Origin of the sequence: Janthinobacterium amylolyticum (assembly GCF_051380655.1) — a bacterium.
In the GTDB taxonomy this organism is placed as follows: Bacteria; Pseudomonadota; Gammaproteobacteria; order Burkholderiales; family Burkholderiaceae_D; genus Janthinobacterium.
This window is the reverse complement of sequence record NZ_JBNYXL010000013.1, coordinates 85,767-105,992: the sequence shown is the minus strand read 5'-3', so window position 1 is coordinate 105,992 and position 20,226 is coordinate 85,767. Positions and strand designations below refer to the sequence as shown.

Below are 20,226 nucleotides of genomic sequence, written 5' to 3'. Positions count from 1 at the left end.
GAGCGCTCTACACATTATGCGTAATGCCAGTATGCACCAACTCAAAATTGCAACGGTTCTGTTGTGCGCCATTTCCGGCGCCACGACCAGTAGTGTCTGGGCGCAACAGGCTGCGCCAGCGCCTGCCGCCGCGCCCACCGCTGCCGCACCTGCGGCCGCTGCGGCGAAACCTGCAGCTGCGCCAGTGAAAGGTTTCACGCCGCCAGCATCGAGCAGTGGCCAGACCATCGATTCCATCGCCGTCGTCGTCAATGACGATGTGATCACGCGCAATGAAGTGGCGGCGCGCATCAAGAGCGTGGAGCAGCGCATGAAGGCGCAGAACGTGCCCTTGCCCGATCCTGCCGACTTGCGCCGTCAATTGCTGGAGCGCATGATTGTTGAGCGCGCACAGATGCAGCTGGCCAAGGAAATGGGCGTGCGCGTCGATGACCAGACCCTCGACCGTGCGATTGGCCGTATTGCTGAACAGCAAAAGATGACGGTGCAGGACTTGCGCAACCAGATGGAAAAAGAAGGCACGCCATTTGCAACCTTCCGCGAAGAAATCCGCGATGAAATCATCATGCAGCGCCTGCGCGAGCATGAAGTCGACGCCAAGATCCAGATCTCGGACTCCGAGGTCGACAACTTCCTGGAAGCGGAAAAAGCGGCGGCCAGCGAACAGGTCGAGCTGAACCTGGCGCAGATTCTCGTGCGCATCCCGGAAAATTCCAGCCCGGAACAGATCGCCGCGCGCCGCGCGCGTGCCGAAGAAGTCAGCCGCCAGCTGCGCACGGGCGCCGATTTCGCCAAGATGGCCGCCACGTATTCCGACGCCAGCGATGCGCTGAGCGGCGGCGATATCGGCTGGCGCAATAGCGACCGCCTGCCGCCCCTGTTCACGGAACAGTTGCTGAAACTGAAACCGGGCCAGATCACGCCCATCATCAAGAGCAACACGGGCTTCCATATCCTGAAACTGGTGGACCGCCGCAGCGCCGCCGAGGCGCAAGCCGTGGCCGCCGTGCAGCAGACGCATGCGCGCCACATCCTGCTGAAAGTGACCCCGACCCTGTCGGCCGCCGAAGCCAAGCGCAAGCTGGCCGAATTGAAGGAGCGTCTCGACAACAAGGCGGCCAAGTTTGAAGACCTGGCCCGCTTGTTCTCGAACGACGGCTCGGCTGCCAAGGGCGGCGACCTGGGCTGGCTGTATCCTGGCGATACCGTGCCGGAATTCGAAGCGGCGATGAATGCGCTGAAACCGGGCGAAGTGAGCCAGCCGATCGAATCGAGTTTTGGTTTCCACTTGATCGAAGTGCTGGAACGCAAGAGCGATGACGTCTCGAAAGAGAAGCAGCGCAGTGCCGCGCGCAATGCCTTGCGCGAGCGCAAGCTGGAAGAAGCGACGGAAAACTGGGCGCGCGAAGTGCGCGACCGCGCCTACGTCGAATTCCGTCCGGAAGACCAGTGATTGTGACCGTTTGCGCATGAGTACCCAGACTGCACCACACCGTCCCGCCATCGCCATCACCTGTGGCGAGCCGGCGGGTGTCGGCCCGGAAATTTCCATCCGCGCCGCCTGGGCCATGCGCCATGAGGTCAATTGCATCCTGCTGGGCGACGCCGCCTTCCTCGCGCTGACGGCCAGCCTGATCGATCCGGAGATCCGCCTGGCCGCATTGTCGCTGCAAGCCGTGCGCAACAGCGGCTTGCCGCAATTCGGCCCCGGCCGCCTGGCCGTGATCGACATCCCCACCGAGAACAATGTCATCCCTGGCGTACTCGACAAGGATAACGGGCGCGCCGTGCTCGATACCCTGGACGCGGCCGTGGAAGGCATCAAGGCGGGCTGGTTCGGCGCCATGGTCACGGCGCCCTTGCAAAAGAGCACGATCAATGACGCCGGCGTGGCGTTTTCCGGCCACACGGAATACCTGGCGGAAAAAACCGGCACACCGCAAGTGGTCATGATGCTGGCCGGCGAACCCGGCCATGGCGAACCGACCCTGCGCGTGGCGCTGGCCACCACGCATCTGCCATTGAAGGACGTGTCCGCCGCCATCACACCAGCCAGCCTGGCGACGACGCTGGACATCCTCCAGGCGGACCTGCAGTGCAAATTCGGCATCGCCGCGCCGCGCATCCTGGTCGCCGGCCTGAACCCGCATGCGGGCGAGGGCGGCTATCTGGGACGCGAGGAAATCGATGTCATCGCGCCCGCGATTGCCGCGGCGCAAGCGCGTGGCATCGATGCGCGCGGGCCGTATCCGGCCGATACCCTGTTCCAGCACAAATACCTGGCGGACGCCGACTGCGTGCTGGCCATGTACCACGACCAGGGCCTGCCCGTGCTGAAATACGCGACCTTCGGGCGCGGCATCAATATCACCCTGGGCTTGCCGCTGATACGCACCTCGGTCGACCACGGCACGGCGCTGGACCTGGCCGCGCAAGGGCTGGGACTGGCTGACGACCACAGCATGCGGCACGCCCTGCAAACGGCGCTCGACATGCTGCGCGCCAGCACCCCGACCAGAGCATAGGGCGCAGGTCGGGTTGGCCGGTACGGCGTAACCCGACGCTGCCTGCCCAACCGATTCCGCCGGCCTGTGCCGGCTTTACCGCATTAATAGAAAACACATTATGAAACACGTTGCCCGCAAACGCTTTGGCCAGAACTTCCTGCATGACCGCTTCGTCCTCGACGACATCACGGCCGCGATCGGGCCGCAGCCGGACGATGCCATGGTCGAGATCGGCCCCGGCCTGGGCGCCATGACGGAGCAGCTGCTGCGCCATCTGAAACAGATGCACGTGGTGGAACTGGACCGCGACCTGATCGTGCGCCTGGAAAAAACGTTTAATCCCGCCAAGCTGACGATCCACTCGGGCGACGCGCTGAAATTCGATTTCGCGCAAATCCCCGTGCCGGCCGGCCAGAAGCTGCGCATCGTGGGTAACTTGCCGTACAACATTTCCAGCCCGCTGCTGTTCCACCTGGCGGACTTCGCGCCACTGGTGCAGGACCAGCATTTCATGCTGCAAAAGGAAGTCGTCGAGCGTATGGTGGCCGAACCGGGCAGCAAGGCCTACGGCCGCTTGTCCGTGATGCTGCAGTGGCGCTATGACATGTCGCTGCTGTTCATCGTGCCGCCGACGGCCTTCGATCCGCCGCCGAAAGTGGAGTCGGCCATCGTGCGCATGATCCCGGTCCACGAGCGCCTGGCCTGCGACCAGGCCACCCTGGAAGCGGTGGTCATGAAGGCCTTCTCGCAACGCCGCAAGGTGATCCGCAATTGCCTGGCCGGGATGTTTACGGAAGAGCAAATCAAGGCGGCCGGCATCGACCCGACGTTGCGTCCGGAAACGGTGGGGCTGGAGCAATACGTGGCGCTGGCGAACTTGCTGAAGGCACCGCAGTAATCGCAAAGGCTGGGGTCAGACCCTCTTCACCACCGGCGTCTGAGCAGACGCCGACGTGAGCGGGGGGCTGACCCCGGCAGTGCTGGCTTAACTCAAAACCACTGGTCGACCTGCTGCAAATCCTGCCGCAGCGCTGAAAAGCAATCGTCCACGTGGTGGTTGCGGCTGATTTCATTGCGCCGCATCAAGGCGATCTTGCGCTTGCAAGTGGGCAGGCGCAGGGGCGCCACGTGCAGGTCCTCGTCGTTGAGGAAAGTCGTGTACAGGCTGGGCATGATGCCCACGGCGATGCCGGCGCGCACCACGCCGTACAGCGATTCGCTGTGGATCATCTGGTACAGGCTCGACGGACTCAAGCCATGCTGGCGCAGCGCGCTGGAGGCGAATTCCCAGATGCTGCCCTTGGTAAACACGACGATTTCCTGTCCCGCCAGCTGTTCCCAGCGCACTTGCTTCAGCGGCGCCAGCGCATGGCGTCCCGCCGTCACCAGTACCAGTTCGTCCTCGAACAGGCCGACGCTTTCCAGCGACACGGAACCGGGCACGTCAATGCCCACGCAAAAATCCAGCTGGCCCGAATGCAGGGCGTGCAGCAAGCCATCGTTGGGCATGTCGGACAGGACGATTTCCACTTCATCGCCATGCTGTTCGCTGTAGCGGGCCACCACGGCCGCCGTCATGGCCATGGCCGACGGGATGGCGCCGATGCGGATGCGGTGGCGTCCGCTGCCGATTGCGCGCTGGATATCGGCAAAGGTATTGCTCGCCGTATTGAGCAAATGCGTCGCGTAGTCGAGCGCCAGTTTGCCTTCGCGCGTCAGCTCCAGCTGGTGGGTTGTGCGGTTAAACAACTTTTTTCCCAATTGATTTTCCAGCAGCTTGATCGAGGCGCTGAGCGCCGGCTGGGTCACGCACAATTCTTGTGCAGCCTTGCTGAAGCTGTTTACCCGGGCTAGGGTGGAAAACGCTTGTAAATGTCGTAAGGAAATTTTCTTGCTCAACTCATGCATGGGTTTGCTTATTAGAAAAAGTAATGGATTTATAAAAATAAACAAATTTTCTTATCCCGCAATTTACCATATTCTGGACTGGTCTTTACTTGTCTTGAAGGCAACAATTTTCAGGGAAGTGCTTGCCGGGCGGCGCCGGCACACGCGGCAGCCAGCATGCAAGCGACACAAGCGATCAAAAATAATTCCAAAAAACTCAGGGTTTATTCTTTTTTAGGGCGGCGGCGATGAACAAATGGATGACTGGAACTATGGTGGTAGGGGGCTTGCTGGCGGCGCACGGCGTGGCGCAGGCGCAAAGCAGCGTGCAGGTGTATGGCTTGCTGTCGGCCGGCATCGGCTATGTCTCGGATGAAGGCAAGGGCAGCCGCACGCATGCGTTGAGCGGCACGAACCAGAATCCGCGCATCGGTTTCCGCGGCCAGGAAGACCTGGGCAACGGCACCAAGGCGATCTTCGTGCTGGAAAACGGCTTCAATGTCATGACGGGCACGGCGGCGCAAAGCGGCCGCCTGTTTGGCCGCCAGTCCTACGTGGGCCTGTCCAGCAACGACAAGGGCACCTTGACCCTGGGCCGCCAGTATGAAGCCGTCAAGGATCTGCTGGGCCCGGTCGTCATCGCCAGTAACGGCGTGCACATCGGCGACAACGACAATGGCTACAACAATTTGCGCGTGCAAAACGCCGTCAAGTACGTCAGCCCGAACATCAGCAACCTGTCGTTCACGGGCTTGTATGGTTTCAGCGAAAATCCGGAAGATTCCAACCGCAACCGTGTCTACAGCATGGGCGCCGGCTACAAAGTCGATGCCTTCAGCTGGGCCGTCGCGTATACCAAGATGGATCACCCGAATGCCCCGGACGCGCCGAATGGCGCCATCGGCAATGACTATGGCAGTTCTTTGCTGATCTTCAACAAGAGCGCCGTCAGCGGCGCCGGCGTGAATGACCAGGCCATCGCCGGCACGGGAGGCTTTTATAATGTGGGCAGGACCAAGTTCGGCGCGCTGTACACCAACGTGCGCTACCACTACATGGATCAAAGCAATCTGACCCTGCAAAACGTGGATCTGAACATGAACCACAAGCTGACGGAAGCGCTGAACCTGGGCGCATCGTATTTCTTTACCACCGGTAAATATGATGTGGTCAACAAGACGCCGAAATGGCATCAGGTCAACTTCCAGGCCGATTACTTCCTGTCCAAGCGCACCGATGTCGCCATCACCTGGAGCTACCAGAAGGCGGCGGGAGATGCGACGTTTGCCCGCGTGTTCGGCTTCGGCGCCTCGGGCGGCAAGACGCAGAGCGTCCTGATCGTTGGCATGCGACATTATTTCTGATACTGATACATCTTTACAGGCGCTGTCCCCCAGCGCCGCCCCCTGAAAGGAAGCATCTTGAAAAAGCACCTCATGTTGGCGTTGAGCCTAGGCTTGCTGGCTAGCGCCGCCCACGCGGAAAAACGCACGCTGGTTATCTCGGCTTATCCGATTGCCCAGCCCTTGTTCATGAAGTATGTGTACGAGCCGTTCAAGGCCAAATGCGGTTGCGATATCAAGGTGGAAACGGGCAATAACGCGGACCGCATCGCCAAGCTGGTGGTACACAGCAAGAATCCGGTGATCGACCTGGTGTTGCTGTCCGATTCCGGCATGCTGGAAGCGGCGCAGAAAGGCGTCATCCAGCCCATGGATTACGCCAAGCTGAGTAATTACAAGGAGCTGTACGACGTGGCGAAAAACCCCGTCGGCGGCAACTACGCCGTTGGCTACACCCTGTATTCCGTGGGCCTGGTGTACCGCAGCGACAAGATTGCCCCGCTGACGTCGTGGAAGGACCTGTGGCGCCCTGAACTGAAAGGCCGCGTCGCCTTCCCTGACGTCAGCACCACGCAGGGCCCGCTGATGCTGCGCATGGCCGATGCGGCCTGGGGCGGCAAGACGGATGACTACGCCACCGGTTTTGCGAAGATCGTCGGCATGAAGGGCAACGTCGTCACTTTCTCGAAAAACAGCGCGCAGCTGGCGGCCCTGTTTGCCCAGGATGAAATCTGGGCCGCGCCCGTGGCACGCTTTACCTGGTCGCAAATGCTCAAGACGGGCCTGCCCCTGAAATGGAGCATCCCGGCCGAAGGCCAGGCGGCCGGCATGAACGTGATGGGCATCGTCGCCGGCTCGAAGAACGCCGACCTGGCCTACCAGCTGATGGATTTCTGGCTGTCGAAGGAAGTGCAGACGCAGCTGGCCACCAACCTGGTCGATTCGCCCGTCAACAAGGAAGTGCGCCTGTCCGTGGCAGCTGCGCAATTCAACACCTATGGCGCCGATCAAATCAGCTCGCTGAAATTCGTCAAGCCGGAAACCATCCTCAAGCAGCGCAGCAACTGGATGACGCAGTGGAACAAGGCCATGAGCAAATAGTGGTGACGAGGAGAAAACACCATGTTTGCTGATCCAAAAAAGCGCCTGGGCCTGCTGCTGGTCCTGCCCGCGCTGATCTTTATCGTCGTCTGCTTCCTGTTGCCCGTGCTGGCCTTGCTGGTCGACGCCTTCCGCGTCGGCGACGGCATGCAGTGGGGCTTTGACCGCTTCATTGAATTCTTCTCGCAGGAATTCAACCGCACCATCTTCTGGCGCACCCTGCGCATCGCCGCGCTGGTGACCCTGGCCTCCGTCATCCTCGGCTACCCGGCCGCGCAGGCCGTGGCGCGCGTGTCGCCGAAGTGGCGCGGCCTGGTGGTCGGCATGATGATCCTGCCGCTGATGGTTTCGCCGATCGCGCGTACCTACGCCTGGATCGTGCTGCTGGGCCGTAACGGCGCCGTCAACGCGGCGCTGGTCAACATGGGCTTCACGGAAGAACCGCTGCGTTTGCTGTTCAGCGAATTTGCCGTCTTTGTCGGCCTGCTGCAACTGCTGCTGCCTTTGATGCTGATGTCGCTGGCGGGCGCGCTGGAAAACCTGCCGCGCGACGTGGAACCGGCCGCGGCGACTTTGGGCGCGAATCCATGGCAAGTATTCTGCAAGGTCACCCTGCCGCTGACGCAGGAAGGCCTGGTCGTTGGCGGCACCTTGGTGTTTACGGGCTGCGTGACGGCTTACGTGACGCCGGCCCTGCTGGGCGGCACCAAGGTGCTGATGCTGGAAACCCTGCTGTACCAGAAGGTCAGCGTGGAGAGCGATTTCGGTGCGGCGAATGTCATCGCCGTCATCCTCGTTTGCATGACCCTGCTGGTGAATGCCGGCCTTAAACGTATTTCCTCGAGCCGGAGCTCCGTATGAAAGAAAGCTTGTTCTCGCGCGCCGTCCTGTGGCTGGTGTTTTTGTTCCTGCTGGGGCCTTTCGCCATTGTCGTGCTGGCGGGCTTTTCCGGCGGCGAAACCCTGGCCTTCCCGCCCGAGTCGTATTCGCTGCGCTGGATCATCGAAGTGTGGTCGGCGCCCGAGTTCCGTCGCGCCTTCCAGACCAGCCTTGAAATCGGCCTGATCGCCACCGTCATCGCCCTGGCCCTGGGCATTCCCGTCGCGTATGCGTTTTCGCGCATGCCGCCGCCAGGCATCGGTGCCATCCGCCAGGTACTGACGTCGCCGCTGATCATTCCCGCCATCCTGGTTGGCCTGGGTTTGCTGCACCACCTGGTGCTGACGATTAACGCGCCCGTCTACGCGGGCCTGCTGATCGGCCATATCGCGCTCTTGATTCCGTATTCGGTGCGCGTGGTGTACGCCAGCCTGGTGAATTTACGCGTGGATATCGAGGATGCCGCCATCACCCTGGGCGCGTCGCGCCTGCGCGCCTTCTTCATGATCGTGCTGCCGAATATCCGCAATGCCGTGATCGCCGCCTTCTTCCTGGCCTTCGTCACCTCGTTCAACCAGGTGCCCGTCTCGCTGTTCCTGACGGGTCCCGGCATCAGCACCTTGCCGATCGAGATGCTGGGCCATATGGAAAACAGTTTTGATCCGTCGATCGCTGCCCTGTCGACCTTGCTGGTCCTGTTCACCATGGCGTTCGTGATGGTGACCGAGAAGGTGCTGGGCATTTCTAAATACATGTAAGAGGCAACACACCATGAGTTATCTGGAACTGCACAAGCTGAACCTCGGCTACGCCAAGAACACAACGTCCGTCAAAGACCTGGACCTGCACGTCGAGCAGGGCGAGCTGATTTCCCTGCTGGGCCCCAGCGGCTGCGGCAAGACCACCACCATGCGCGCCATTGCCGGCCTGATGCCGCTGCAGTCGGGCCGCATCGTGCTCGACGGCCGCGAAATCGGCAAGCTGGCGCCGAATAAACGCAATATCGGCATGGTGTTTCAGTCGTATGCGCTGTTCCCGCACCTGAACGTCTACGACAACATCGCGTTTGGGCTGCGCCTGCGCAAGGTCGCGCCGGCCCTGCTGAAAACCAAGGTGGAAGCGGTGATCGCCGCCGTGGGACTGACGGGGTTTGAAACCCGTTTGCCGGCGCAGATGTCCGGTGGCCAGCAGCAGCGCGTGGCGCTGGCGCGCGCCATCGTCGTCGAACCGGCCCTGCTGCTGCTCGATGAACCGCTGTCGAACCTGGACGCCAAGCTGCGCGTGCAGATGCGCGCCGAGCTGCGCCGCATCCAGCGCGAGCTGGGCATCACCATGCTGTACGTCACGCACGACCAGGAAGAAGCGCTGGCCCTGTCCGACCGCATCGTCGTCATGAATGGCGGGCGCATCGAGCAACTGGCCGCGCCGGAAGCCGTCTTCAATACGCCGTCGACGCGCTTTGTTGCCAACTTCATGGGCTTTGAAAACCTGTTTGACTACCGCGACGGCGGCTTGCACCATGCGGGCGCCAGCCTGCCGTACACGGCGCCGGTGAGCAGCGGCACCACGGTGCTGGGCTGGCGTCCGGACAAGGTGCGCGTCTGCGCGGCCGACGACGCGGCGGGCCAGTATCCAGGCACCGTGCTGGCGCGCGGCTTCCTCGGCGACACCGTCGAATACCTGCTGCAAACGCCGCTGGGCCAGGTCAAGGGCATCTGTGCGGCCGGTGGCGCCGCCTGGCGCGAAGGCACGGCTGTCTCGTTCGTGCTGCCGGCCGACAGCGCCCTGTGCTTGGCTGCGTAATTGGCTGCCTAACTTCTACTGGAACCATCATGGACAAGCGTTTGAAAAAGATCTGGCTCGATACCGATCCCGGTTTCGACGACTGGCTGACGATGCTGCTGTTGGGCAGCAACCCCGGCATCGAATGGCTGGGCGTGAGCGTGGTGGCGGGCAATGCGCCCGTCGACATCACCTATGACAACGCCTTGCGCATCAAGGCCCATGATGGCTTGACGGTGCCGATCTACCGCGGCTGCGAAAAGCCGCTGGCCGGCGTCATCGAAACGGCGCAGCGCATCCTCGGCGACAGCGGCATGCCGACGACGGGAGAAATCCTGCCGTCGGGTGCCGCCGTTGATGCTTCTGGTCACGCGGTCGACGCGCTGATCGATGCCGTGCGCGCCCACCCTGGCCAGATCACCATCATGGCCATTGCGCCGATGACCAACCTGGCCACGGCCTTGAGCCGTGCACCGGACATCGCCGAAAAAATCGTCGAGATTATTTTGATGGGCGGCTCGACCGACCAGGGCAATCACACGGCGGCGGCGGAATTCAATATCTATGCCGATCCGGAAGCGGCCGCGCAAGTTTTCCAGGCCGGCATCCCGCTGCGCATGTTCGGCCTGAACCTGTGCCGCCAGCTCCTGGTGACGAACGCCGAAGTGCAGCAGCTGCGCGCCATCGGCACGCCGCGCGCGCAGCGTCTGGCCGGCTACCTGGAAGCGTATGTGCGCATCCGCAGCGCGGACGGTTCCGTGCCCATGCCCATGTACGACCCCGTGGTGGCGTTGTACCTGGAAGCGCCGCAGCTGTTCCAGTTCCAGAGCGCCCACGTGGCCATCGAATTGACGGGCGAACTGACGCGCGGCATGACGGTGTGCGAGTTTCGCGTGCCGCGCCGCGCGCCCATCAACACGCAGGTGGCGATGCTGGCCGATGGCCCGGCCGCCATCGCACTGCTGATGCAGCGCCTCGCCGGCATCCTCGCCTGATCCACTCCATTACGAAACGAGCTTCATGTCTAATTCCCCCCTGAGCATCGAACAGTTTTTACGCGCCATGCCGAAAGTGGAGCTGCATTGCCATTTGTTCGGCACGGTGCGCCAGGCAACTTTCCGCGCGCTGGCCGCGAAGACGGGCAATGTCGTCACCCCCGAGGAAATCGACTCTTTCTACACGCGCGGCGACAAGCCCGTCGGCGTGCTGCGCGTGCTGCGCGCGCTCGATGCGCACCTGATCGTTTCGCCCACGGACCTGTATTGCCTGGCGTATGAATACCTGGAAGACGCGCATGGCCATGGCGTGCGCTATGCGGAGTTCTTCTGGAACCCGACCGGCACGGTGCGCGTGTCGGGCATCCGCTACGAGTCGGCGCAAGACGCCATCGTCGCCGCCATCCGCGACGCGCAGCGCGACTTCGGCGTGATCGGCCGTTTGATTCCCAGCATCGACCGCGAAGCCAGCCCTGCCGAAGCCGTGCAGATGGTGGAATGGATGAAGGCCTACCGTGCGCCGGAAGTCATCGGCATCGGCATCGATTACCGCGAAAATGACCGTCCGCCCGAGCTGTTCATCGACGCCTACCGCGCCGCGCGCGCCGCCGGCTTCAAATGCACGGCGCATGCGGGTGAATTCGGCATGCCGTGGATGAACGTGGAAACGGCCATCGAGCAGCTGCAGGTGGACCGGGTCGACCACGGCTACACCATCGTCGACAATCCGGCCCTGGCGCAGCGCTGCGTGGAACGCGGCCTGGTGTTTACCGTGGTGCCAACCAATTCCTATTATCTGCGCACCCTGGCGCCCGAGCGCTGGGCCCTGGACCACCCGATCCGCGCCATGGCCAAGCTGGGTCTGAAACTGCATCCGAACACGGACGATCCGACCCTGCACCACGTGACGCCGACGGGCGCCTGGATGATGATGCGCGAGTTCGGTTTCGGCCTGGACGACATGCGCGGCTTCATGTTGAATGGCCTGGACGCGGCCTGGATCGACGACAGCGTGCGGCGCGACTGGCGCGCGCAATTTTCGCGCGAGTTCGACGCGCTGCGCGCGCGCGTGGTCGACGAGTCTTAAGCAGATACGGGAGGCACGGCCAGCAGCAAGGATGGAAACGCCCGCTGCGGGCAGCTTTGGCGCTCGCATACCTTGCAGCCCGTGCCGATCGGCGTGGCACTGGTGGGGTCGTGCAAGTCGAGTCCCTTCGAATAGATCAGCCGGTGCGCCTGCGAGATGTCGCAGCCCAGCGCCACGGCAAAGGTTTTCCCCGGTGCCCTGAAACCCGGTGACGCCGTGCTGACCTGGCGCGCGATCCACAGATAGGTGCAGCCGTCCGGCATGCTGGCCACTTGCGTGAGCACCTGGCCCGGGTGGCTGAAGGCATCGTAGACGATCCACAGCGGACAGGTGCCGCCCACCCTGGAAAAGTGAAAGTCCGTGGCCGACTGGCGCTTCGACACATTGCCCGCGCGGTCGACGCGCACGAAAAAGAAGGGCAGCCCCGCCGCCTCGGGGCGCTGCATGGTGCTCAGGCGGTGGCATACGGCTTCAAAACCCACGCCGAACTGGTGCGCCAGGCGCTCGATATCGTAGGCGCGCGTTTCCGCCGCCTGCAAAAAGCGCTGGTAGGGCATCAGCAAAGCGCCGGCAAAATAATTGGAAAACGCCAGGCGCGCGCCCGTTTGCGCGGCCGCGCCGGAGAGTCCCGCCGCCAGCACCAGGGCGTCGATCAGGTCGCTGTGTTCGAGCAGGCTGATTTGTGCCGCCATCTGGAAGGCGCGCTGGCCGCCCGTCAGGGTGTCGGGCAGCCACAAAATCTGTTGCTGGGCGTCGTAGCGGTGCTTGCGCACCATGCCCGCGTCGCCATCGGACAGCCGCACCTCAATGCCGTGGCGTTCCAGCAGCCGTCCTTGCAGCGCGTCGAGCGTGCGCAGGGCGGGATCGAACTCGCCCGCCACCAGTTCCGCCGCCCGGTCCAGTTCATCGATGTAGTTTTGCCGCCGGTTCAGGTATTCGCGTACTTCCTCGTCTGTGGACGGTGCCGCCGAACTGGCGCCGCGGCTGCCGTCGTCGAGGCGGGCAGCCAGGGTATCGGCGCGTTCCGCCATCACCCGGTAGCGCCGCTGCAGCAGCAGGATCGAGCGCGCCAGTTCCGGCATGTTTTCCACCAGCATTTTCAATTCCGCCATCGAGGTGGGCGGCGCATCGGGCAATTCGCCGAATACATCGCGCACGTCGGCCACCAGGCTGGCACTGTCGTGCTCGGAAAAGATCTGCGGGTCGACGCCCAGTACCGTGCCGATGCGCAAGAGGATCGGCACCGTCAGCGGGCGCTGGTTGCGTTCCATCTGGTTCAGGTAGCTGGGCGATATACCCAGGGATTTGGCCAGCGCCACCTGCGTCATGCGCCGTTCCTCGCGCAGGCGCTGCAGGCGCACGCCCATGAAAACCTTCGCCATCGCGCTTCTCCTTGCCTGGTTTGTGGAATCTGCAAATTTACAATATTTGCAGATTAACAGATTCAGCTTTGCATTATCTCGCATTTTCACGCCTTGTTCGCGGCGGCGATTGTGCGAATAATGCAAACAGACTTATACCCACACTAGGAGACACCGAGTGACCACGCAAACTGCAATTCCGACCGTTCCCCTCTTGATCAACGGTGAATGGGTTGAATCCCGTACCACCGTCTGGCGCGATGTCGTCAACCCCGCCACGCAGGAAGTATTGGCCCGCGTACCGTTCGCCACGCCGGACGAAGTCAACGCGGCCATTGCCTCGGCCCAGCGCGCGTTCAAAACCTGGCGCAAGACGCCGATCGGCGCGCGCGCCCGCATTTTCCTCAAACTCCAGCAGCTGATCCGCGAAAACATGGCCGACCTGGCCGCGACGCTCACCATGGAACAGGGCAAGACCCTGCTTGACGCGGAAGGCGACGTCTTCCGTGGCCTGGAAGTGGTGGAGCACGCGGCCAATATCGGCACCCTGCAGATGGGTGAATATGCGCAAAACGTGGCCGGCGGCGTCGATACCTACAGCGTGATGCAGCCGCTGGGTGTGTGCGCCGGCATCACCCCGTTCAACTTCCCCGCCATGATCCCCCTGTGGATGTTCCCGATGGCGATTGCCTGCGGCAACACCTTCGTCTTGAAGCCATCGGAGCAGGATCCGCTGGTGACGGAAAAACTCGTGCGCCTGGCCTTGCAGGCGGGTATTCCTGCCGGCGTGCTGAACGTGATCCACGGCGGCGAGGACGTGGTCAACGCCCTGTGCGACCATCCGGACATCAAGGCCATCTCGTTCGTCGGTTCGAGCAAGGTGGGCACGCATGTGTACCAGCGCGCCAGCTTGAACGGCAAGCGCGCGCAATGCATGATGGGCGCCAAGAACCACGCCGTGGTGCTGCCGGATGCCAATAAAGAACAAACCCTGAACCAGTTGCTGGGCGCGGGCTTCGGTGCCGCCGGCCAGCGCTGCATGGCCGCCTCGGTCGCCGTGCTGGTGGGCGAGGCGCGCGACTGGCTGCCGGAGCTGGCGGCCAAGGCGCAAACCCTGACGGTGGGCGCGGGCAAGGACAATCCTGACCTGGGACCCGTGATTTCGTGTGCGGCCAAGGAACGCGTATTCAGCCTGGTCGCCAAAGGTATCGAACAGGGCGCCGTGCTGACCCTCGATGGCCGCGACGTCAAGGTCGATGGCTATCCGAACGGCAACTTCGTCGGGCCGACGATTCTGTCTGGCGTGAAGCCCGGCATGGTCGTGTACGACCAGGAAATCTTTGGCCCCGTGCTGATCGTCGTCGAAGTCGACACTTTGGATGAAGCGATTGCCTTGGTGAACGCGAATCCGAACGGCAATGGCACGGCGCTGTTTACGCAAAGCGGCGCGGCCGCGCGCTACTTCCAGGAAGAAATCGACGTGGGCCAGGTCGGCATCAACGTGCCCATTCCCGTGCCTGTCCCGCTGTTCAGCTTTACGGGTTCGCGCGGTTCCAAGCTGGGCGACCTGGGCCCGTTCGGCAAGCAGGTCGTGCTGTTCTACACGCAGACACAGACGATTACCCAGCGCTGGTTCACGGACGCGGCTTCGGTGGGCAAGGTCAACACCACCATCAGCCTCAAATAAGGAGCTGGCATGGACTTTGAACTGAGCGACGAGCAGCGCGAGTTCCAGCAGGCGGCGCGCGCGTTTGCCGAAGGCGAACTGGCGCCGCAGGCGGCGCATTGGGATGCGGAATCGATCTTCCCGGTAGAAACCATCGCCAAGGCGGGCGAGATGGGCTTTTGCGGCCTGTACACGCCGCAGCGCTGGGGCGGCCTGGGCCTGTCGCGCCAGGACGCGGCCGTCGTCTTCGAGGAGCTGGCCGGCGGCTGCACCTCGACCACGGCCTACATCACCATCCACAACATGGCCACCTGGATGCTGTCGCGCTGGGGCCAGGAAGCCCTATGCGACGAATGGGTGCCAGCCCTGGCGGCCGGCCAGAAGCTGGCCAGCTATTGCCTGACGGAGCCGCAATCGGGTTCCGACGCGGCTTCCTTGCGCACGAAAGCCGTCAGGGATGGCGACTTTTACGTTCTCGACGGCACCAAGGCTTTCATTTCCGGCGCGGGCCAGACGGACATGCTGATCGTCATGGCGAGGACCGGCGGCGAGGGCGCGGCCGGCATTTCTGCCTTTGCCGTGCCGGCCAACCTGCCTGGCATCGTGTATGGCAAGAAGGAAGAAAAGATGGGCTGGAACAGCCAGCCCACGCGCATCATCAGCTTTGACCAAGTGAAAGTGCCGGCTGCCAACCTGCTGGGCGCGGAAGGCGAAGGCTTTGCCATTGCCATGAAGGGCATAGACGGCGGACGCATCAATATCGCCGTGTGCTCGGTGGGCACGGCGCAGGCGGCCCTCACGCGGGCGCAGACGTACATGAAGGAGCGCACGCAGTTCGGCCGCGAGCTGGCGCAATTCCAGGCCTTGCAATTCAAGCTGGCGGACATGCTGACGGAACTGGTGGCGGCGCGCCAGATGGTGCGCCTGGCGGCCTGGAAACTCGACCAGGAAAGCCCGGACGCCACGGCCTACTGCGCCATGGCAAAACGGTTTGCCACGGATGTGGGTTTTAATGTCGCCAACGATGCGCTGCAGCTGCATGGCGGCTACGGCTACATCCGCGAGTATCCGCTCGAGCGCCACGTGCGCGACACGCGGGTACATCAAATCCTGGAAGGGACGAATGAAATCATGCGCCTGATCGTCGCGCGAGCGATTCTGAAAGACGGCGCCACGGAGACCTTGCGATGACTAAAGTGTATACAAATTTGCTGCTGGAACGCCGCGGCCACACGGCCCTGGTGACTCTCGATAATCCGCCCGCCCATACCTGGACCCTGGCCAGCCTGCGCGCCCTGAAGGAACTGGTGGCCGACCTGAAAGCTGACGCCGACGTGTACGCGCTGGTGATCACGGGCGGCGGCGCCAAGTTCTTCTCGGCCGGCGCCGACCTGAAAGTGTTCGCCGATGGCGACAAGGACATGGCCTTCAATATGGCGGCCGCCTTTGGCGAAGCGTTCGAGGCGCTGTCCGCGTTTCGCGGCGTCAGCATTGCCGCCATCAATGGCTATGCCATGGGCGGCGGGCTCGAATGCGCGCTGGCGTGCGATATCCGCATCGCCGAGGAACATGCGCAGATGGCCTTGCCGGAAGCGTCCGTCGGCTTGCTGCCGTGCGCGGGCGGCACGCAGCACTTGCCGTGGCTGGTGGGTGAAGGCTGGGCCAAGCGCATGATTTTGTGCGGCGAGCGGGTCGATGCGGCCAAGGCCCTGGCCATTGGCCTCGTCGAGGAAGTCGTGCCGACCGGCAAGGGAGCGGCCACGGCGCTGGCCCTGGCCGCCAAGGTGGCGCGCCAGAGTCCCAGCAGCGTGACGGCGTGCAAGACCCTGATCCAGGGGGCGCGCAGCCATCCGCTCGTCAATTCCCTGCCCGACGAGCGCACCCTGTTCCTCGGTCTGTTCGACACGCAGGACCAGAAAGAAGGCGTGCAAGCGTTCCTGGAAAAACGTCCGGCGGAGTGGAAGAATGGCTGAAATCTTGGCTGAAATCTTGGCTGAAAGCACCCTGATTGATACGGTGAAGATCGAAGAGCGCGACTGTCCCGGCGGCATGAAGCTGGGCGTCATCACGCTCGATGCGCCCAAATCCCTGCATGCGCTGAACCTGGAGATGATACGCGCCATCGATGGCGCCCTCGTGCGCTGGGCCGATGACGCCGCCGTCGCCTGCGTGGTGCTGCAATCGTCGACCGACAAGGCCTTTTGCGCGGGCGGCGACGTGCGCAGCCTGCGCACGGCCGTGGCCGAACAAGCGGGCGTGGTGCCGAATCCGCAGGCGCTGGCTTTCTTTGCCGAAGAGTACCGGCTCGACCACCGCATCCATACGTATGCGAAACCGCTGCTGGTGTGGGGCGGCGGCATTGTCATGGGCGGCGGCCTGGGCCTGATGGCGGGCGCCAGCCACCGCGTGGTGACGGAAAGCACGCGCATCGCCATGCCGGAAATTACCATCGGCCTGTTCCCCGACGTGGGCGGCAGCTGGTTCCTGGGCCGCATGCCGGGCCGCAGCGGCCTGTTCCTGGGCTTGACGGGGGCGCCGATGAACGCGGCCGACGCCTTGTACACGGGTCTCGGTGACTATTTCCTGCGCCAGGAGGAGCGCGCCATGGTGCTCGACGCGCTGGCGCTGGCGCAATGGCAGGCCAGTGCGCAGGCAAACAGCGAGCAGCTGGATCGCTTGCTGCGCGGCTTCTCGGCGCCAGCCACGTCCTTGCCCGCCTCGGAGGTGCGCGCCAACTTCGACGCCATCGCCGTGCTGACGCAAGCGCCCACCTTGCCGGAAGTGGTGGCTGCCATTGCCGCGTATGACGGCGATTCGGTGTGGCTGCAAAAGGCGGCTCACTCGCTGGCCAAAGGTGCGCCTACTTCGGCCGCTTTGGTGTGGGCCATGCGCGAGCGCACGCGGCACATGAGCCTGGCGCAGGTGTTCCAGCTGGAACTCATCGTGGCCGTGCAGTGCTGTGCCCATGCGGACTTCAGCGAAGGCGTGCGCGCCTTGCTGATCGACAAGGACAACGCGCCGCAGTGGCAGCCGGCCAGCCTGGCCGACGTCAGCGGCGCGTATCTGAATGAATACTTCACGGCGCCGTGGACACAGCATCCATTGGCCGATTTACCCATTTAAACATTTAAGTAGTGCATAAAAATGCTCAGGGCTAGGCGCCTTGCCGAAGGCAGTACGACTAGTACGACGAGGCAAGGCAACAACGCCATGGGCTTTTTTAGCGCTACAGGAGACATACATGCAACACATCGCTTTTATCGGCCTGGGCAACATGGGCGCGCCGATGGCCCGCAACCTGGTGGCCGCCGGCTTCCACGTGTCCGTCTTCGACCTGGCGCCAGCTGCCGTGGCATCGCTAGTTGAAGCGGGCGCCACGGCGGCTGCATCGGCCAGCGCGGCCGTGCAGACGGCCGACGCCGTCATCACCATGCTTCCTGCCAACAAGCATGTGCAGGAACTGTACCTGGCGGCCGGCGGCGTGCTCGACTCGGCCAAGCCGGGCGCCCTGTTCATCGATTGCAGCACCATCGCCGCTGATGTGGCGCGGCAAGTGGCGCAAGCGGCTGGCGAGCGGGGCTTTGCCATGATCGATGCGCCCGTTTCGGGTGGCACGGCGGGCGCCGCGGCCGGTACGCTGACGTTCATCGTCGGTGGGAGCGAAGCGGCCTTGCAGCAGGCGCGGCCATTGCTGGAAAAAATGGGCAAGAATATTTTCCATGCAGGTGAGGCGGGGGCGGGCCAGGTGGCGAAGATTTGCAACAACATGCTGCTGGGAATCTTGATGGCAGGCACGGCCGAAGCACTGAACCTGGGCGTGGCGCATGGCCTTGATCCGAAAGTGTTGTCCGACATCATGGCCAAGAGCTCGGGCCGCAACTGGACCCTGGAAGTGTACAACCCGTGGCCCGGCGTCATGGACGGCACGCCTGCTGCGCGCAACTACAACGGCGGCTTCGGCACGGCGCTGATGCTGAAAGACCTGGGCCTGGCGCAACAATCGGCGCTGTCGGCAAATGCGCCCACGCCCTTGGGTGGCCTGGTGCGCCAGATGTACCAGATGCATGCGCAAGCCGGTTATGCGCAGCAGGATTTCTCCAGCATCGTGCAGATGCTGCAGCCGGGATTGCAGAAACCTGCCGCCTGAGAAATTTTGGGTAAAAAAAAGCCCGCTGGTAAAAGCGGGCTAAATCCAATTCTTGGAAGAGTTGGAGGAGACAGATGCATTATGCTGCATCGCCACATATAACTCCAATTTATCTTTGAAATATCAATTATAGATTTTTATGATATCTCTTCCCGGCAGCCGCGCTGCGGCTGCCGGCGCCATGCTTGGCTTAGCTTTTGGTGGCTGGATTGCAGACGACTTGCACGGTCGTGACGTTGGCTTCGCCCATGGTGCCGGTACCCGTGCCTGGCACCACGTTGCAAGTCAGGCCGGTTGGCTGGGTGAGCACGCTGATGCCATAACTGGTGCCATCGGCAACCGTGCCGTTCAGGGTGAACGTCTTGCTATCCTTGGTGATCGGCGTTTGCGTGTTGCCGTTAATCAGTACCAGGTTGTCCGCCGTCAGGCCGGTAATCGTGCCGGCCAGGGTATAGGCGTTCTGGCCACACGTCACGATGGCGTCGATGCTCACGTAGTGGCCGGCCGAGCCGGAGCCGCCGTTGATGGTGCATGTCATGTGGGCCGGCTGTTTCTGGAAGGTGATGTTGTAGTCGGTGCCATAGTCGATACGCTTGGCAAACGTGAAGCTGGTGGCACCGGCGGCAGGCGATACGGTGTCGCCGCCATTGGCCAGAACCAGGCCATTATTGTTCAAGCCAACGATGGTACCGCTGACATCATACGAGGCCTTGCCGCCGCAGGCAGCCAGTCCCAGGGTCAGCAGCAGCGCGCCGAGAGGGCGCAGGCAGGATAACTTCATGTATTTCTCCAAAATGGGGTAGTGACGGATAGCAAGGCTTACTGCTGCTGCGGCGTGCAGTTCAGTGTGGCGCCGGTCGTGGCGGCGGAACCCATGGTGCCCACGATATCGTGGCCATCGGCGCTGGCCGAACCGGCGAACCGGCAAGTCAGGCCCGCAGGAGTGGTCAAGATGGAAATATTGTAGGGCGCACCGTCAGCGATCGCCGGGAAGGTGTAGCTGGTGCTGCCTTTCAGCGGGCTGGCGCTGTTGCTGCCGATCACCAGGGTCAAGCCTTCCCCGGTCAGGCCCGTGATGGCGCCGCTCAGCGGGTAGGTGTTGGTTTTGCAAGTGACATAGGCCGTCGTGACGGAGTAGCTCGATGCCTTGCCGCTGCCATTGTTAATCTCGCACACGGCGCCTTTTGGCTGTTCCTTGATGGTGATGTTGTAGCGGTCATCGGTGTTGACCAGCTTGGTGAAATAGAAGCTGGACGCGCCCGATGCGACCGGCAAGCTCTCGTCGCCATTCTGAAGGATCAGGCCATCCTTGAACAAGCCGCTCACCTGGCCGCCCAGGTACAGATTGCCGCCGCTGCCGCCGCAGGCTGCCAGTGTGGCGGCGCAAGCCACCGCCAGCATCGAGCGCAGGTACAAATTTTTCATACATTCTCCAAAACGAATTAGGTAGGGTAGCGCAACACGGACGCTG

At 62.8% G+C, this 20,226-nt stretch carries 19 protein-coding genes; 15 read left to right on the top strand and 4 right to left on the bottom strand.

Going from position 1 to position 20,226, the window contains the following annotated elements:
* Positions 1-31: 31 nt before the first annotated feature.
* The 3 genes from ACQ4WR_RS24770 to rsmA all read left to right on the top strand — a co-directional run bounded on the left by ACQ4WR_RS24770 (position 32) and on the right by rsmA (position 3,405).
* Positions 32-1,453 (top strand): peptidylprolyl isomerase, encoded by a 1,422-nt coding sequence (locus ACQ4WR_RS24770; RefSeq protein ID WP_258002915.1) that lies wholly within the window; start codon positions 32-34, stop codon positions 1,451-1,453.
* A gap of 16 nt (positions 1,454-1,469) precedes the next feature.
* On the top strand, positions 1,470-2,525 hold the full coding sequence (pdxA, locus tag ACQ4WR_RS24765; protein WP_436490534.1) for a 4-hydroxythreonine-4-phosphate dehydrogenase PdxA: 1,056 nt from the start codon (positions 1,470-1,472) through the stop codon (positions 2,523-2,525).
* Positions 2,526-2,625: 100 nt separating this feature from the next.
* The gene (rsmA, locus tag ACQ4WR_RS24760) at positions 2,626-3,405 is read left to right on the top strand and encodes a 16S rRNA (adenine(1518)-N(6)/adenine(1519)-N(6))-dimethyltransferase RsmA (protein WP_102294102.1); all 780 of its coding nucleotides are present in this window, start codon (positions 2,626-2,628) and stop codon (positions 3,403-3,405) included.
* 92 nt (positions 3,406-3,497) lie between these two features.
* On the opposite strand, the gene ACQ4WR_RS24755 is transcribed toward rsmA, so the two are convergent.
* On the bottom strand, positions 3,498-4,415 hold the full coding sequence (locus ACQ4WR_RS24755; RefSeq protein WP_102294103.1) for a LysR family transcriptional regulator: 918 nt from the start codon (positions 4,413-4,415) through the stop codon (positions 3,498-3,500).
* A gap of 239 nt (positions 4,416-4,654) precedes the next feature.
* Between ACQ4WR_RS24755 and ACQ4WR_RS24750 the strand changes: the two genes are divergently transcribed.
* Genes ACQ4WR_RS24750 through ACQ4WR_RS24720 form a run of 7 tightly spaced genes read left to right on the top strand, consistent with a single transcriptional unit; the run spans position 4,655 to position 11,581 of the window.
* Positions 4,655-5,758 (top strand): porin, encoded by a 1,104-nt coding sequence (locus tag ACQ4WR_RS24750; protein WP_102294156.1) that lies wholly within the window; start codon positions 4,655-4,657, stop codon positions 5,756-5,758.
* A gap of 57 nt (positions 5,759-5,815) precedes the next feature.
* Entirely contained in the window at positions 5,816-6,838 is a 1,023-nt protein-coding gene (locus ACQ4WR_RS24745) for an ABC transporter substrate-binding protein (RefSeq protein ID WP_436490531.1), read from the top strand.
* A gap of 21 nt (positions 6,839-6,859) precedes the next feature.
* Positions 6,860-7,699 (top strand): ABC transporter permease, encoded by an 840-nt coding sequence (locus ACQ4WR_RS24740; RefSeq protein ID WP_102294105.1) that lies wholly within the window; start codon positions 6,860-6,862, stop codon positions 7,697-7,699.
* A complete protein-coding gene (locus ACQ4WR_RS24735; RefSeq protein ID WP_102294106.1) occupies positions 7,696-8,475 on the top strand; it encodes an ABC transporter permease in 780 nt (259 codons plus the stop codon). Before ACQ4WR_RS24740 ends, ACQ4WR_RS24735 begins: the two co-directional genes overlap by 4 nt.
* Before the next feature lie 13 nt (positions 8,476-8,488).
* Entirely contained in the window at positions 8,489-9,520 is a 1,032-nt protein-coding gene (locus tag ACQ4WR_RS24730) for an ABC transporter ATP-binding protein (protein ID WP_102294107.1), read from the top strand.
* 29 nt (positions 9,521-9,549) lie between these two features.
* Positions 9,550-10,494, top strand: coding sequence for a nucleoside hydrolase (locus ACQ4WR_RS24725; RefSeq protein ID WP_436490528.1), 945 nt, complete (start codon positions 9,550-9,552; stop codon positions 10,492-10,494).
* 25 nt (positions 10,495-10,519) lie between these two features.
* Complete coding sequence (locus ACQ4WR_RS24720; protein ID WP_436490526.1) at positions 10,520-11,581, top strand: adenosine deaminase family protein; 1,062 nt, start codon at positions 10,520-10,522, stop codon at positions 11,579-11,581.
* Here ACQ4WR_RS24720 and ACQ4WR_RS24715 read toward each other — a convergent pair.
* The gene (locus ACQ4WR_RS24715; RefSeq protein WP_102294109.1) at positions 11,578-12,963 is read right to left on the bottom strand and encodes a short-chain fatty acyl-CoA regulator family protein; all 1,386 of its coding nucleotides are present in this window, start codon (positions 12,961-12,963) and stop codon (positions 11,578-11,580) included. The two genes, ACQ4WR_RS24720 and ACQ4WR_RS24715, sit on opposite strands and share 4 nt — an antisense overlap.
* Before the next feature lie 157 nt (positions 12,964-13,120).
* Here ACQ4WR_RS24715 and ACQ4WR_RS24710 point away from each other — a divergent pair, with 157 nt between their 5' ends.
* The 5 genes from ACQ4WR_RS24710 to mmsB are packed head-to-tail and all read left to right on the top strand — an operon-like array spanning position 13,121 to position 18,755.
* A complete protein-coding gene (locus ACQ4WR_RS24710) occupies positions 13,121-14,629 on the top strand; it encodes a CoA-acylating methylmalonate-semialdehyde dehydrogenase (RefSeq protein ID WP_436490524.1) in 1,509 nt (502 codons plus the stop codon).
* A 9-nt stretch (positions 14,630-14,638) separates the two neighbouring features.
* On the top strand, positions 14,639-15,799 hold the full coding sequence (locus ACQ4WR_RS24705; protein ID WP_102294111.1) for an acyl-CoA dehydrogenase family protein: 1,161 nt from the start codon (positions 14,639-14,641) through the stop codon (positions 15,797-15,799).
* Complete coding sequence (locus tag ACQ4WR_RS24700; protein WP_436490522.1) at positions 15,796-16,581, top strand: enoyl-CoA hydratase; 786 nt, start codon at positions 15,796-15,798, stop codon at positions 16,579-16,581. Before ACQ4WR_RS24705 ends, ACQ4WR_RS24700 begins: the two co-directional genes overlap by 4 nt.
* The gene (locus ACQ4WR_RS24695; RefSeq protein WP_436490520.1) at positions 16,574-17,731 is read left to right on the top strand and encodes an enoyl-CoA hydratase/isomerase family protein; all 1,158 of its coding nucleotides are present in this window, start codon (positions 16,574-16,576) and stop codon (positions 17,729-17,731) included. Before ACQ4WR_RS24700 ends, ACQ4WR_RS24695 begins: the two co-directional genes overlap by 8 nt.
* A gap of 40 nt (positions 17,732-17,771) precedes the next feature.
* Positions 17,772-18,755: a 3-hydroxyisobutyrate dehydrogenase gene (mmsB, locus tag ACQ4WR_RS24690; protein ID WP_436490518.1), complete on the top strand. Its 984-nt coding sequence runs from the start codon at positions 17,772-17,774 to the stop codon at positions 18,753-18,755.
* A 190-nt stretch (positions 18,756-18,945) separates the two neighbouring features.
* On the opposite strand, the gene ACQ4WR_RS24685 is transcribed toward mmsB, so the two are convergent.
* A complete protein-coding gene (locus tag ACQ4WR_RS24685; RefSeq protein WP_436490516.1) occupies positions 18,946-19,536 on the bottom strand; it encodes a hypothetical protein in 591 nt (196 codons plus the stop codon).
* A gap of 38 nt (positions 19,537-19,574) precedes the next feature.
* Entirely contained in the window at positions 19,575-20,180 is a 606-nt protein-coding gene (locus ACQ4WR_RS24680) for a hypothetical protein (RefSeq protein ID WP_102294116.1), read from the bottom strand.
* Between the last annotated feature and the right edge of the window lie 46 nt (positions 20,181-20,226).